Here is a 15,190-nt window from a genome sequence, read left to right as displayed (position 1 = left end):
GGACATCTAATATATACACTACAGGAGTATATATTTATGCTTAGCTGTTCTTTAGAATATTCAGATTTCTCGTGCGAGCTTGTGCATGTTGCGGCGACCGCTGCAATCTGATTGCCATCCTTGTTTTATTCCGGCTTTTTAAAATTACATTTACTTACACTTCCCTTGCTTAGCTACAAATCGGATAAGTATAATTACAATCATTCTCATTTGCATTCGTAGATTTTCATAATGATTTGGTATTTTAATCAGGTAAATTTCGCTGATTTGTATGCGATTGAGTAATTTTTGATGTGTGCCTAAATAACTACAAAAGCACAGCATTAACAATCCGATGTGCTCTCATCAGTCTGATCCCGAAGGAATAAAAATAACATGCAGCAAGAAAAAATTGGCATCCATCACATGCTGAAGAAAACGTTTATGTCTCAACTTCTCGGACCCAACTGCGCTACGGCTTCAGCATTTACCTCAAAGCTTACTTTATCGCTTTGCCTGGCGACGATGATCAGCGCTTGTGGCGGCGGTACTAGCGGCAGCACTAATTCTTCTGTCGCCAGTGGTGCCGTTGCCTCCTCAAGTGTAGATGCAGACCTGAGCCCGCAAGCAGCATTGGGCGCAAAGATTTTTAGAGATACCAGCTTGTCAGCATCAGGCAAATTAGCCTGCGCGTCTTGCCATAATCCTGATAATGCTCATGCGCAAACCAATGATTTGTCAGTACAGTTAGGCGGGAAAAATTTAGATGTGCCGGGTTTTCGTGCCGCGCCTTCTTTGCGTTATCTGAATCTGACGCCGACTTTTTTCTTCGCCGCAGATGGCACGCCGACGGGTGGGTTTAATCGTGATGGCAGGGCGCTGACGCTGGCAATTCAGGCGCAACGCCCGCTGTTGGCAGCGCATGAAATGGCGAATGCTAGCAAAGCAGATGTGCTGGCAAGTCTGAAGCGCGCAAGCTATGCAGAACAATTCCGGCAAGTGTTTGGTGCTGCTGTTTTGGATGATGCGGATACGGCGTTTGATCGCATCACATTTGCATTACAGCAATATCAAAAAGAGGATAAAGATTTTCATCCTTATGATTCTAAGTACGATCAATTTTTGGCTGGCACCGTCAAATTTGAGGATGCTGAGTTGCGTGGCTTGGCCTTATTCAATAATCCCACCAAAGGCAATTGTGCCGCCTGCCACATCAGTAGCAAGGGGGCTGACGGTTCGTCACCTTTGTTCACAGATTTTACTTACGACAATATTGGTGTGCCGCGCAATACGGATATTCCGGCAAATGCTGATGCTACCTATTTTGACCTTGGTTTATGCGGTCCTGATCGCCAGGATCTGACTGCCCGTGCTGATTTATGTGGCGCGTTTAAAGTGCCGACGCTGCGCAATGTGGCGACCCGTAAGGTATTTTTCCATAATGGCCGCTTTAAAAATTTACGCGATGCGATTGGCTTTTATGTCCGGCGCGATACTAATCCTGAAGAATGGTATCCGGTCGCAGCTGATGGCTCTGTAGCTAAATTCAATGATTTGCCGGCGCAATATCAAGGCAATGTCAACGTGACTGAAGTGCCTTATAACCGCACACGCGGTATGGCACCGGCATTGTCGGCAGACGAGATTGAGGATGTGATTAAGTTCCTCGGTACTTTGAATGATGGCTACAAAGCGACTAAATAAGTTACCCAAATAAGTTAGCTAATTAAGTTACATAAATACGGTATCAAACAAGACCGCTGAATAACACAGCAGTCAACATAACGATCAACAAATAAGCGTATCCGACAGGGAAAATATCATGAAAAAAACTTTAGTAGCACAAGCCTTGAGCATTGCATTTTTGAGTACGGCAATTGTCTTTCCAGCCCACGCAAGTGAGGCAGAATTACTTCAAAGAATAGAAAAACTCGCAGCTGAATTAGATGCGATAAAAGCCGAACTGGCGGCTACCCGTAAGAAAACAGACGTAGTAGAGCAAAAGCAAGAGGCATTGGCCAGCACCGTTAGCGCATCGATCGCACCTGTTGCTGCCTCTGGCGCTGCCGGTAATGGTGTAACTGGCGCGTCATCAGGAGCGGGTTCTTGGGCGCAATCTACAGTAGTTACCAGCTACGGCGAGATTAATTACACTCGTCCTAAAAACGCAACTAACCAGGCAGAGACCGACGTAGCACGGGCTGTAATCGGTATCACGCACCGGTTTGATGAGAAGACCAAGATGGTCGCTGAGTTTGAATGGGAGCATGCGGTCACGTCTGCTGATGACAAAGGCGAATCCGAGGTTGAGCAATTGTATGTGGAGCATGAGTTTAATAATGGCTTGCGCGCTAAAGCCGGTTTGTTCTTGATGCCAGTAGGTTTGATCAACACTAATCACGAGCCGACCGCGTATTACGGCGTACACCGCAATTTTGTAGAGACGGCGATTATTCCTTCGACTTGGCGCGAAGCAGGCTTTGGACTTTCACGCACACACGACAATGGTCTGACCTGGGATTTGGGTCTGACTACCGGATTTAATTTGAGTAAATGGGATGCGGCTTCGTCTGATGGCACCGAGTCGCCGCTAGGGAGTATTCATCAGGAAGGGCAATTAGCTAAGTCGCATGACTTGAGCATGCATGCTGCCTTAAACTGGCGCGGTATTCCTGGTTTGCTGATTGGCGGTTTTGTATTTACTGGCAAGGCCGGACAAGCGACGGCTGATTTTGCAGCGAATGATTCTCGCGTTACTTTATGGGATATGCATGCCCGCTATACGCCTGGCCTGTGGGATTTATCTGCGGTTTATACTCGTGGCACGATCAGTAATACCGATGCGTTGAATCTGACCTTTGTCGGCCAGCCAACGCCTGTGCCGTCTTCTTTTTATGGCTGGTATACGCAGGCCGCTTATCAATTGTGGAAAAACGAAGAGTATAGTTTCACCCCATTTGTTCGCTATGAGTTGTTTAATACTGCGCATAGTTATAGCGCAGTGCCACAAGGTCTGGGCATAGCGCCGCAGGCAGACGAAAAAGTAGCCACACTTGGCGCTAGCTTTAAGATCGGTGAAGGCGTAGTGTTGAAAGCGGATTATCAGAAGTTTAAATTAGATAGCAGCCGCGATCGCCTCAATCTTGGTGTCGGATATTCGTTTTAATTTATCCTGATCCGACAAATTATTAAAAATAATATTGAAATGGCGAAAGCGTAATAACAACGTGATGAAAACAACAGCGATCGCACCTTTGGTATTGATGAGCCTGGCAGGTATGAATACGTCTGCTTTTGCGACACAATATCTGACCGCAGAACAGGCGCAAAAGGTGATGTTTCCTGATGCGACTGAGTTTAAATCCGCTACCTTGCAACTGACGCTGGACCAAATGCAGCAGATCGAAAAACTGGCAGGTTTGCCAGCTCGTTCTGCTGCATGGCGTACTGCAATGGCCTACAAAGACGGCAAGCTAATCGGCTATATTGTGTTGGACGATGTAGTGGGAAAATTTGAGCTGATTTCATACGCAGTCGGTCTGTTGCCAGATGCGAGCGTTAAGCAGATAGAAATACTGAACTATCGTGAAAGCCATGGTGCTGAAATCAGAAATACGAATTGGCGTCAGCAGTTTGTGGGTAAATCCGCGTCTGCGGGTTTGCGTATAGGCGAGGGTATTTCTAATATTAGCGGCGCGACTTTATCTTGTACTCATGTCACGGATGGCGCACGCAGAATCGCAGCAGTGGCGCAGGTGGCGATGGTTTCAACATCAATAACGGCAGCAACGGCGACGCAAAAAAAATGAAGCGCAGGGCGCAGCCTTGGTTGGGGACGATGGTAGAAATCAGTATTGCTGATGCGATGACGGATATCGCGCTAGCAATCGCGTTTGAGCAGGCATTTCAATCAATCGCTCTGGTTCATCGCCTGATGAGTTTTCATGCGGCGGATAGCGACATCAGTCGTATCAATCATGCTGATGTCGGTGCTATTGTAGAGATTGATGTACATACTTACCACGTCTTGCAGACAGCAATGCAGATCAGTGATGCCAGTGCGGGCTTGTTTGATATCAGAATCGCCGGCCGCCTTATGGAATGGGCCTTGCTGCCAGCGACTGAGCAAGAGCGTGCGCTGTGCCAAACATATCAAGCGCAAAAAACGGCGTTCACTTTGACGGTTGACGGTACACTAAAAAAACAACGAGCCGACTGGCTGGATGTAGGTGGAATCGCCAAGGGTTATGCGGTCGATCTGGCGATACAAAGTTTGCAGCAATGTGGTGTACGGCAAGCGTGCGTCAACGCTGGTGGCGATTTACGTGTAATAGGTGACGAGGGTGACGACCCTATTGAAGTCCTGTTGCGCGACCCTGCCCATCCATCCAGCCTGGCGTATAAAATTAGCTTACAAAATCAAGCACTGGCAACATCCGCCAGCTATTTTTCTTTAGTGCAGACCACACAAGGTAGTTACAGCGCACTGGTACATGGCCAGACTGGCGCAGCGATGCTGGATAAAGTTAGCGTCTCGGTCGTCGCACCGCAATGTATTTTGGCAGATGCATTGACCAAAGTGGTAATGGCGAGTGCCGATGCAGATCATGCATGTCTGACACAATTCGATGCTCAAGCCTTTATAATCTGAGCCTCTGCGTTTTTGGTTTTTAAGATCGCTAGAGCTGCTTTCTTTATTGAATATATGCGTTGAATATCTGCATTGAGTATTTTCTGCTATCGCTTCTTTGCCGCGATTTATTTCCTTTTTGGTTACCGCTTTTTTTAGTACTTATGCTTGCTTTATGAAACATAACCAGCATCAACTATCACACTCACGTAGCCGCGCAGTGAGTTTCCGTTTAGAGCGCTGGCACCGCTGGACGCTTTATAGCGTAGGTACTGCTTTATTACTGAGCGGTGTTGTATGGTTGCTTGCGCATTATTTTTTGCGAGTGCCTAGCGAATTTGGCGAGACAATTCACCCCTTAGAACATCTGTCTATGCAGTTGCATGGCGCAGTTGCCATGCTCGCTTTATTTTTTATCGGCAGTTTGTTGAATAACCACATCCGTCGTGCCAACAATGCCCGCCGCAACCGGCTGACAGGCTGGCTTATGATTGTGTTGCTGATCTGGCTGACACTGAGTGGTTATGCTTTGTATTATCTGGTGAGTGAAACCAATCATTCTATTTGGTCTTTATCGCATTGGATTGTCGGCCTGCTATTGCCGCTGCTAGTGCTCTGGCATATTCAATCAGGGCGCAGGCTTATTAATCGATTGGCATCGACTACCTAACAATGCTTGGCTAAGTGATCGCCGCATGATCAATAAACTCAGTATTGAACCGAGCATCATTAATCACATTGTCATCGTATAAAAAATTCTATCGCTTGTTCCTGATTGCGCTGATTAACAACAGAATATTTGCAATGAGGGCTTTACACAGATAATTTTTTATTTCACTAGAGCTTCTTGCAAAATACCCAAACCAGTAAAGTCGAGCATGGGTGTGGCCACTGTTGCGATTGGTTTTCTTGTTTGAAGCGGCACATGTGACATGAATTTGTGCCGGATTATCGTTTTATGGCGTGTCAATCCCTATGTGACCATCACTGCCCCTATGAACGTTGGGAAACGTTGTTTTTTTCGACTCTTTAAAAGCAAAGCTGTTACGTAAATAAACGCATCAACTGATCTGCGGTCAATACCAATAAACCAAACATCAAATGCGACATCACTTTTTCGCTACCACGCACCCGTACTGTCGTGCCACCAAATTCGTCTTTCAGCCTGCCATTGGTACGTTCAGCTTGCGTGCGTTCTTTATAACGCTGTTGTTCATGCGGGGCGAACGGTTTCTTCTCCCCGCCGCGTGCGTTGTGATCAATTAATGGCACGTGGCCAAGACTTTTGCTGTGTGCCCTTAACTCTTCACTGCAATACGCTGCATCCATCAAATCGTACAAATTCGTTACTCGTGCGGCCGTCATCGTTGCTAACGGCACCGCCGTTTGACTATCGTGCACCGAGGCGCTGGTCAATAGCGCACTGATGGCAACGCCGCAGTCAGCGGTGTCGATATGCAGCTTGTAGCCGTTCCAACTCACTTTATAACCTTGCGCATTGCATTTAGTGCCGCGGTCACACTCTTTGGGTAAAGCATTGACGATGCTCGGTAAAGTTTGCGTCAACTGCCAGCCTATCTTGGTCACTTTCTCTTCCTTTGGCGGCCTTATCTCGCCTTTCTTTGGCCGTCCACGGCGCTGCTTTTGGGCCTTTTCTACGGAAACAACTTTCATGTGTTTCTTCGGCTTCTCGCGCGCCGCAATCGCCGTGCCGTCACGGCTGATGTGTCCAATGAGGCTGTCGCCTAAATAACTCTTGATCAGCGCTTCGTGCACTTTCTCCGCTAATTTGGCTTGGGCAAATTCGCCAAAGGCGCGCGAAAAAGTGGCTTCATTCGGAACTTCTTTCCACATCTCAAAGCCGCACAGCCGTTTTAAACTGCGATCCATCGTCAATCGTTCTATTAAGGCCGCTGTTGTATTGAGCCCCAACACAGCTTTGGCGATGAAGGCGCTGGCCAATGCACCACGGTCATGCGGTTTGCGTCCTATCCCTTGCCATTGGTCCGACACAAATTCTTCGATGCGCACCCAGTCTAGTACATGAATCAATTTTTCCAGCTTCGGCGTCAGTGACCCGCATTGCTGTTTTATCTCCGGTAGCAAATCGTGTTGCAGTAAATTCCAGCGTTGCATTATCAGCAGGCGTTGTGTAGGATTCATAGCGGAGCGCAGATGGTTGTTTAGTCACTTTCATCTTGCCAGAAATGGCCGCTCCTTTCTCATCTATTTTGCGCTTCTCGCAATAAAATTACTCTCCGGTGTTTCGTTTTGCAAGAACCTCACTAGTGATACTATTTGAGTACAATTACAATTTAAAAATATAAGCTTTAAGCTTAAATGTGCCGCGATTTTTTGTCACAAACTAAAATCGGTAGTCACTTACAGTTATTTTTTTAGCAGGATACCTTTTCCTGAAAACAGTTTTTTTCTCAGTAATTTTTGTATGCGTAACTTAGCCAGTTTAGTGGCAGAGTTTTATCATCAATTCGCATCGTCAGCGTATTGTCAGTTACTCCGGAGATTTTATGAAGCTACTTGCTAATATCAGAATTGGTACACGTCTTACCATTGGTTTTGGATTAGTACTCTTTTTTGCAACTGGCTTGTTGATTCTGGGATTATTCCGCATGAGTCAGATGCAAAGCTCGATGGACTATATTTTTAATAATAAAATTGCCAGCTTGAGTGCGGCAACTGATATGCGCGAGCAAGGGCGTGCTTTGGCTTTGGTATTGCGTAAGATGACCGCTCCTACTGATGCTGCAGAAGCAGAAAAAGAGACCAAGCGCCTGGTCCAAATTTTGGATAGCTATTCCAAGTCAGAAGCCTTAGCAAAAAAGCTGATTGATAATAATCAAGGGCAAGCAACTCTGGCAAAAGCCATAGAGCAAAAGCAGGCGGTAGTAGTTTTAGTGGGCAAGATAAAGTCCTTTGTCACTGAGGGGAATTATTTCGATGCATCCTCATTGCTGCAAACAGAATTTACTCTGCCTCACGACAAATGGATGATCGCTTTAACCGAGCTGGCGCAGCAGCAGCACGAGGCGATGAAAACTACTTATGAAGAATCGCAAAGCAACTACCGAGGTGCTTTAAGCAGCATGATAGTGATTGGTGTGTTGACGCTGGCGTTTGGCGTCCTGGCAGCATGGATTATTACCAGAACTATTTCTAAGCCGATTAAACGTGCTGTGATTGTTGCGGACAATATAGCCAGCGGTGATTTAACTAACGAGATCACAGTAGATGTAACCGACGAAGTAGGTGAGTTGCTAGAATCGCTAAAGCGTATGCAAGGTAATTTGATCAATACGGTTTCGCAAATCAAACAAGGCACAGAAACGATCACAGTCGCATCCCAAGAGATTGCCTCAGGCAACGCCGATCTCTCCAGCAGAACAGAGTCCCAAGCCAGCTCGCTAGAAGAAACTGCCAGCTCCATGGAAGAGCTCACCAGCACCGTCAGGCAAAATGCCGATAACGCCCGGCAAGCCAATCAACTTGTTGTTTCCGCCACTGGTGTTGCCGTCAAAGGTGGTGCTGTTGTCAATCAAGTCGTTAGCACCATGGGCTCGATTAAAGAAAGCTCCCGCAAGATTGTCGATATTATCAGCGTCATCGACAGCATCGCCTTCCAGACCAACATCCTCGCCCTCAATGCCGCAGTAGAAGCTGCCAGAGCAGGAGAACAAGGACGAGGATTTGCCGTTGTCGCCTCAGAGGTGCGTAATCTCGCCCAACGCAGTGCCAGCGCTGCCAAAGAAATCAAATCTCTGATCGATGACTCGGTCGACAAAGTCAACCAAGGCGGCAAACTGGTAGACGAAGCTGGCAAAACCATGGACGAGATTGTCACCAGCGTCCAGCATGTCGCCGACATCATGAGCGAGATCACCGCCGCCAGCCAAGAGCAAAGTGCAGGGATAGAACAAGTCAATCTAGCGATTACGCAGATGGATGAAATGACGCAGCAAAATGCAGCGTTGGTAGAGCAGGCAGCAGCGGCAGCAGAGAGTATGGAGGAGCAGGCGCAGACTCTGGCTGCTACTGTGCATATCTTTAAAATTGCAGCAGGAAATGGTTCTGCACTGAATACTTCAACATCAAATATCTCGGCTTCAAGCACCAAGCGGGTTGAGAAAAAAATGGGACAGCAACGCGCTCCTCAAGCCAGCCTTAAAATTACCGCTAAGCCAGCACCGACAGCGAATAAAAGTGCGAGCAAAAAAGCACCTCAAAGTGGTGGTGGCAAAGTACAGGAAGGTGATTGGGAAGAGTTTTAATTGTTGATCGTTGAAATTAGTAAATAGTCCTAATGTGGTTATAGAATTTACGACGGACCACAAACAAGAGCTGCCTTTTCGGTAGCTCTTTTTACATTCTGACGTGCCTTTGCTTCGGCTTTAGGTTTAGCGTTTTTTGCATCCTCTTTTGCCCATTTTATTTTTAATTGAGCCGCATCACATTTTTGTTTTTTCTTCTCGTTGCGGCTGGCAATCACTTTCATTTCCCGGTCTGATTTTTCTTCTGCTTTATGGCGTGATGCTGCTAGGCGAGTCGCCTCTGCTTTTTCTTTAGCGCTGGTTTGCGCTGCCTGTTGGCTAGTCGATTCTGGAAGAGTATTGGTATGTACTACCGTAGTTTGTTGCGCGTTGTCTGTGCACGGAGATTGGCTATAACTAGTAGCACCATTTTTTACGCATTTGTAGGTTTCAGCCGATGCGCTGTTCATACTGCTAATGCTAGTTATCATTATTACGATGATAGGTAGAAACCTGACGTGAGCAATGCGGTATTTGCGTGAATAGTTTTTCATATTTTTATCTCGATGACATGTTCTCTAAATCTTATAAAATTTTCCCGGGATTCATCAAATTGTGAGGATCTAAAGCCGCTTTTATACTGCGCATTAACTGCATTTCTACATCAGATTTATAACGCAGAATTTCATCTTTTTTTAGCATACCAATTCCATGCTCTGCTGAAATAGAACCATTGTGCTGATGTACGCTGTCATGCACAATTTGATTGATATTTGCTTGCTGCTGAATAAAATCCGTGTCACTAACAGTCAGTGGTGGCGAGACGTTGTAATGTAAATTGCCATCGCCTAAATGTCCGAAAATAATCATCCGGCATTCTGGAAAAGCCTGTTGTAACAGCGTGTTCGTCGTATTGACGAAATGGGCAATTTCAGAAATGGGTAGCGAGACATCGTGCTTAATATTCTTACCCTCAGCAGCCTGTGCCGTAGAAATGTGTTCGCGCAGATGCCACATCGCTTGTGATTGGTGGAGTGACATCGCTACCATCGCATCGGTGATGATGTTGGCTTCAATCGCTGTATTTAATAATCCTTCTAAGACATCATTAGCATGCAGTTCCGATTCGCTATCAGATAGCTCTAATAAGACGAATTGCGGTGATGGTGTGGCCAGCGGTTGCGGGATATTCGGGAAATGTTGATGAACCAGCTGTAAACATGCCTCGGACATCAACTCAAACCCGGTTAATGCAGAGCCACAATGAGCTTGCGCCAGAGTTAATAATTCAAGTGCTGTTTCAGTTGAATGAAGGGCTGCAAGTGCGGTGACTTTCGCTTTTGGTTGTGGGTATAGTTTGAGTACTGCCGCAGTGATGATGCCCAATGTGCCTTCTGCACCGATAAAAAGATCACGCAAATCGTAACCGGTATTGTCTTTGCGTAGGCCGCGCAGACCATTCCAGACCTCGCCATTGGCAGTCACGACTTCTAGTCCCAAACACAGTTCACGGGCGTTGCCATAACGGAGTACTGCGGTGCCACCAGCATTACTGGAGAGGTTGCCGCCAATGGTGCAACTACCTTCAGATGCTAGTGACAATGGGAATAATCGTTGTGCATGTTCTGCTGCCTCTTGTACTTGTACCAGCAGGCAGCCTGCCTCAACCGTGATCGTATTGTTGACGGTATCAATCTGGCGTATCTGTTTTAAGCGGCTTAAAGATAAAACGATTTGCTGCCCGGATTGATCCGGCACACTGCCAAGTACCAAGCCTGTATTGCCGCCTTGCGCGACGATCGCAATAGCGTATTGCTTGCACAAACCAACTACCGCGGCGACCTCTGATGTTGATCCTGGTCTGATCACCGCCAATGCTTTCCCTTGAAAGCGCTTACGCCAATCCGTCACATAGGGCGCAACATCAGCGGGATCGCAGATCACATTGTCTTTGCCAACGATCTTGGTACATTGGGTGAGAAATTCATTCATATGAACGGACTCGAACATTGAACCTATATTAAACCTGCGTTGAATTTGCACTGAACCTGTATTTAGCCTGCATTAAATTAAGCTGAAGAAATCTACTGCGACATAGTCGTATTTTTTTCGGCTAATTTAGCGGAAGCTTTTGCCGCTTTTTTGATCGGACGCAAATACAGGATGCTACTCATAAAGAACAATACAGATAGCGCGATTTCCGCTCCTCCCAGTATTCGGGAAAGTGGTAATCGATCACTGAAAGCCCGCACAATACCTTCGGCAAAATACAGCAGGATTAGCATGGATGACCACTGCATGGTGTAAACCTGTTTTTTTAAAATACCACGCAGAGGAATCAAAATAGGGATCACTTTTAAAACGATCCAGGACCCACCCGGATGCAGTGGTGCAAGTACCATTTCCCATAGCACTAACAAGATAATCAGAGCAATCAGGCTGAAGCAGCTTAAAAAATAATACGTTGATTGTCTGGATGATGTCATGCTGACGCCTTCAATTTTTGCGCGGTCTCTGCCAGGCGGCGACCTAGCGCAATCGCTAGTTTTTTGCTGTCTTCTGAGATCGGAGTATCGCCTTTAATTCCTGCCCAGTGACTAGCACCATAAGGGCTGCCACCGGTACGGGTTGTCATTAATTCTACATGGCTGTATGGAATGCCGACTAACAGCATGCCATGATGCATCAGCGGTAGCATCATTGACAGTAAGGTGGATTCCTGGCCACCATGCATACTGCCCGTGGATGTGAACACACAAGCCGGTTTGCCGCTTAACGTGCCGGATAGCCACTGGGTTGCAGTGCCGTCCCAAAAATATTTCATCGCTGCTGCCATATTCCCAAAACGGGTAGGGGAGCCCAATGCTAGTCCGTCGCAGTCTTCCAGATCGGCCAGCTCGACATAGGGTGCGCCTTCGTTTGGGATATCCGGCTCGGTCGCTTGGGTTACCGTCGATACTGCTGGAACAGTACGCAATCTGGCATCGCAGCCGGCGACGCTTTCCACACCTTGGGCGATATATTCGGCCAATTTTCTGGTGCTGCCGTGGCGAGAATAATATAAAACGAGAATGGTGAGTTGTTTAGAGTTCATGCTTGCTATTATATGGGGCTTTTAGCGCGATGAGTCTTGCCAGATAAGCTAATTGCTTAGAAGCTCCCTAGCTCAGTACTTAGGAACACTACAGCGCGCACGTGATGGACTTATTCAGAGAGATGTTGGTTGATGTATTTGTTTGATGATGTACTAAAGAAAAAATCTATGCGTAAATTTTCTTGGGGGCGGATGCGTAATCTGTTCCAGTTTGCTTACCAGCGTTTACTTGAAGGCCGCTTGCCGCAAGTTGCAGGCAGTTTAACGTTTACGACGGTATTGGCATTGGTGCCCATTTTGACTATCGCCTTGGCGATTTTTACCGCTTTCCCCTTGTTCAATACCTTTCGATCTTCGCTGGAAGCGTATTTTATTAAAAGCCTGATGCCGAGAGAAATCTCGAATGTGATTTTGGGTTATCTAACGCAATTTGCGACCAAGGCAACACGTTTGTCGGCGGTAGGTGGCGTTGCTTTAATGGTGACAGCGGTGGCAACCTTGGCGATGATCGACAAGTCGTTTAACCAAATTTGGCAAGTCAAAAGAACTCGTCCATTGATTAAGCGAATACTAGTCTATTGGGCGATAGTGACCTTAGGGCCGTTGCTGATTGGCGTGTCGATTACGGTGACTTCTTACTTAGTCACTGCCACTAGCGGTGTGGTTGGCGTAATGCCCATGGCTGGAGATGTTTTTTATACCTTAATTTCGGTGCTTTTCACCACCATCGCATTCACTTTGTTGTACATGGGCGTCCCCAATCGAACGGTCGATTGGCATGATGCGATTTGGGGCGGCTTGTTTGCGGCGATTGCTTTTGAAATGGCTAAACGTTTGTTTGCGGTCTTCGTCACCAAGTTCCCTACTTACACCGTGGTATACGGTGCACTCGCCGCGGTACCGATTTTTTTGGTGTGGATTTATTTGTCCTGGCTGATTACTTTGATTGGCGCAGTGATCGCGGCGGCATTGCCAATCGTAAAATTTGAGCGATGGTGGCATAAGCCTGCACCTGGCAGCGCATTTATTGACGCAATCGAAATTTTGAAAGTATTGTTCATCGCCCGCAACGCCCAAGATGCGGCAGCGGTTGATGTGTCTGCAATACGGATTCAAACCCGCTTTGGCATGGACGAGATTGATGGCTTGTTAGAGCAGATGCTTGAAGTCGGTTGGGTCGCCAGAGTGGTCTCCGATGCGCCTGAATCGGATAAGACTGTCTGGTGGAAAAAATTGAACGACGATGCTGAGCGATGGGTATTGCTAGCCAATCCGGCACAACTCAAACTAGCAGATATTTATCGATTATTTGTATTCAAGGCCAGTACGACGAATCTACTGGCAAAACAGACAGAGCAAGTAATAGAGCAGGGTTTGCAGCAGAGTTTGGAAAGCTATTTTTCAGGTTTACAGACCCCAGCTTGAGATTGATTTGATGGGTAGAGGGTTTAATCTCGCTTGCTTAATGTCACTTGTTTAATTCTGCTCAACCGATGCAGAGATTTTTTCGACCAGTGTTCAAACCTATTGAAGAGTCAAAGGGCGGCAAGCGCTTAAGCTTGAAATTTAGTGAGTCTAAGATCAGCTAATTTACATTATATACTCGTTGCAGTATATTTTATTGTGCAGGTGTTTGCGTGGGAATAGGTTGTTTTCGCTACATACTCCCCTAATTTATTAATTTTCGATGAAGAAGATCAGGTCTTAAAACTGATCCATTTTTGATGCCAGGCTAATCATCAATAAGCGTTTTTGTCACCAAACAAAACACTTACAGTACGCCACATAATCACGATATCCAACCAGACCGACCAGTGCTGGATATAGTACAAATCATAATCAACCCGACTTTGCATTTTTTCCAGTGTTTCGGTTTCTCCGCGGAATCCGTTAACCTGTGCCCAGCCTGTGATTCCTGGTTTTATCTTGTGTCTGAGCATATAGCCATCCACTAATTTGCGATAAAGTTCGTTATGTTCAACGGCATGTGGCCTTGGGCCAACCAGGCTCATATTTCCTTGAATAACGTTGAGTAATTGTGGTAGTTCATCAATCGAGGTACGACGGATAAAACGACCAAACCGGGTAACGCGATTATCACCGACCGTTGCTTGTATCACAGGCCCTTTTGAGTTGTGATTAATCATGCTCCTGAACTTGTAAATATTGATTGGCTTCCCCGCGACGCCATAGCGTTTTTGTTTAAATAGAACCGGCCCCGGTGAGCTCAGTTTTACGCCAATCGCTATGATCAGAAATAGTGGCGATAACAAGATTAAGCCTAGTGTTGCACCGAATAAATCCAATAGCCGTTTTGGTAGCGCCGCCAAGCCAATGAACGGTGTTTCTGTTGACGCCAAAACTGGTTTGCCAGCCATTTCGCGCAACTGTATTCCCGGCATGCCAAAAATCAGTGACTCAGGAACAAAGTAGGTAGATACTGTGCTGTCTTGCAAAATCGCAATGATTTCCGCTAATTCGGGTGGCTCTCTCATGTTAAGGCCAATGAAAACAACTTCTACTGCGAGCTCTCCTGTAATAGGATCGACCAGCCATTCAGTGACATCATTCAGATCGCCTAAGCGCGGTAGATTACTTGGTGGGCGCGATTCAGTGCGGTTATCAAAAAAGCCAACGACATCAATCGCAGCTAGAGGCGTGTTACGCAAGGATTCAACCAAGTCAGCGCAAGCTGAATTAGACCAAATCAGTACTGCTTTACGGCGTCGTGCGGGATTAGAGTAAAAAAGTGCGGCAAACAAACGAATAGCTAATGCAGTCAGCAATAAAGACACCGGTGTCAATAGTAGCCAGGTAAGCATGACTGCGCGCGATAAGCGATCAGCACTTTTGTCTACATATGCACTAAGCAATACCAAGGTGAATACGACTAGCCAGCGGACACTAAGACTGGGGAGTAACAAGAAAATACGTTTGTCTTGCAGCGAATTTAGCAGTCTGTGGCTGGAAAATACAATGATGCTAGACAGCCCCGCAATAATTAAACGCAAACCAAACGTATCTATATCTGTGTTGTCATAAAACAGCATGATGCCGACCAGCGTCAGCGAAATAGTGACGCCAAATGTAATCCCAACCAATACCGTTAATATTTGTGATGATTGCGTGCCTCTGCCATGCGAAGTGATATTCATCATTAAATTTGTCTTTCGTCGTGGTCTGATATGACAAATAAAACATTAAAAGACTGGGTAACTACCA

The 15,190-nt window shown here is 46.5% G+C and carries 13 protein-coding genes; 7 read left to right on the top strand and 6 right to left on the bottom strand.

From position 1 onward, the window contains the following. Positions 1-375 precede the first annotated feature (375 nt). The 5 genes from RGU72_RS08205 to RGU72_RS08185 all read left to right on the top strand — a co-directional run bounded on the left by RGU72_RS08205 (position 376) and on the right by RGU72_RS08185 (position 5,279). Positions 376-1,683: a cytochrome-c peroxidase gene (locus RGU72_RS08205; protein WP_322119263.1), complete on the top strand. Its 1,308-nt coding sequence runs from the start codon at positions 376-378 to the stop codon at positions 1,681-1,683. Positions 1,684-1,801: 118 nt separating this feature from the next. After that, entirely contained in the window at positions 1,802-3,145 is a 1,344-nt protein-coding gene (locus RGU72_RS08200; protein WP_322119262.1) for a hypothetical protein, read from the top strand. A 64-nt stretch (positions 3,146-3,209) separates the two neighbouring features. Continuing rightward, positions 3,210-3,788, top strand: coding sequence for an FMN-binding protein (locus tag RGU72_RS08195; RefSeq protein WP_322121588.1), 579 nt, complete (start codon positions 3,210-3,212; stop codon positions 3,786-3,788). Then, complete coding sequence (locus RGU72_RS08190) at positions 3,785-4,630, top strand: FAD:protein FMN transferase (protein ID WP_322119261.1); 846 nt, start codon at positions 3,785-3,787, stop codon at positions 4,628-4,630. The genes RGU72_RS08195 and RGU72_RS08190 overlap by 4 nt, the downstream gene beginning before the upstream one ends. A gap of 154 nt (positions 4,631-4,784) precedes the next feature. Next, complete coding sequence (locus RGU72_RS08185; protein ID WP_322119260.1) at positions 4,785-5,279, top strand: DUF4405 domain-containing protein; 495 nt, start codon at positions 4,785-4,787, stop codon at positions 5,277-5,279. A 374-nt stretch (positions 5,280-5,653) separates the two neighbouring features. Here RGU72_RS08185 and RGU72_RS08180 read toward each other — a convergent pair whose 3' ends face one another. Further along, positions 5,654-6,772, bottom strand: a complete 1,119-nt coding sequence (locus RGU72_RS08180; protein WP_322117783.1) for a transposase — start codon at positions 6,770-6,772, stop codon at positions 5,654-5,656. Between the two features lie 365 nt (positions 6,773-7,137). On the opposite strand from RGU72_RS08180, the gene RGU72_RS08175 reads away from it, so the two are divergent. Beyond that, positions 7,138-8,895 carry a methyl-accepting chemotaxis protein gene (locus RGU72_RS08175; RefSeq protein ID WP_322119259.1) on the top strand — a complete coding sequence of 586 codons (1,758 nt, stop codon included), beginning with the start codon at positions 7,138-7,140 and terminating at the stop codon, positions 8,893-8,895. A 47-nt stretch (positions 8,896-8,942) separates the two neighbouring features. Here the strand turns inward: RGU72_RS08175 and RGU72_RS08170 are convergent, their stop codons facing one another. The 4 genes from RGU72_RS08170 to wrbA form a co-directional block, all read right to left on the bottom strand. Next, positions 8,943-9,365 carry a DUF4124 domain-containing protein gene (locus RGU72_RS08170; protein ID WP_322119258.1) on the bottom strand — a complete coding sequence of 141 codons (423 nt, stop codon included), beginning with the start codon at positions 9,363-9,365 and terminating at the stop codon, positions 8,943-8,945. A gap of 94 nt (positions 9,366-9,459) precedes the next feature. After that, on the bottom strand, positions 9,460-10,866 hold the full coding sequence (locus RGU72_RS08165) for an FAD-binding oxidoreductase (protein ID WP_322119257.1): 1,407 nt from the start codon (positions 10,864-10,866) through the stop codon (positions 9,460-9,462). A 92-nt stretch (positions 10,867-10,958) separates the two neighbouring features. After that, positions 10,959-11,360 (bottom strand): DUF2069 domain-containing protein, encoded by a 402-nt coding sequence (locus RGU72_RS08160; protein WP_322119256.1) that lies wholly within the window; start codon positions 11,358-11,360, stop codon positions 10,959-10,961. Next, positions 11,357-11,968, bottom strand: a complete 612-nt coding sequence (gene wrbA / locus RGU72_RS08155) for an NAD(P)H:quinone oxidoreductase (protein WP_322119255.1) — start codon at positions 11,966-11,968, stop codon at positions 11,357-11,359. Before wrbA ends, RGU72_RS08160 begins: the two co-directional genes overlap by 4 nt. A 168-nt stretch (positions 11,969-12,136) precedes the next feature. Between wrbA and RGU72_RS08150 the strand changes: the two genes are divergently transcribed. Then, complete coding sequence (locus RGU72_RS08150; protein ID WP_322119254.1) at positions 12,137-13,393, top strand: YihY family inner membrane protein; 1,257 nt, start codon at positions 12,137-12,139, stop codon at positions 13,391-13,393. A gap of 314 nt (positions 13,394-13,707) precedes the next feature. On the opposite strand, the gene RGU72_RS08145 is transcribed toward RGU72_RS08150, so the two are convergent. Beyond that, on the bottom strand, positions 13,708-15,126 hold the full coding sequence (locus RGU72_RS08145; protein WP_322119253.1) for an undecaprenyl-phosphate glucose phosphotransferase: 1,419 nt from the start codon (positions 15,124-15,126) through the stop codon (positions 13,708-13,710). Positions 15,127-15,190: the final 64 nt, after the last annotated feature.

The organism is Undibacterium sp. 5I1 (assembly GCF_034314085.1).
Classification (GTDB): Bacteria; Pseudomonadota; Gammaproteobacteria; order Burkholderiales; family Burkholderiaceae_D; genus Undibacterium.
This window is presented reverse-complemented; position numbering and strand designations above follow the sequence as displayed.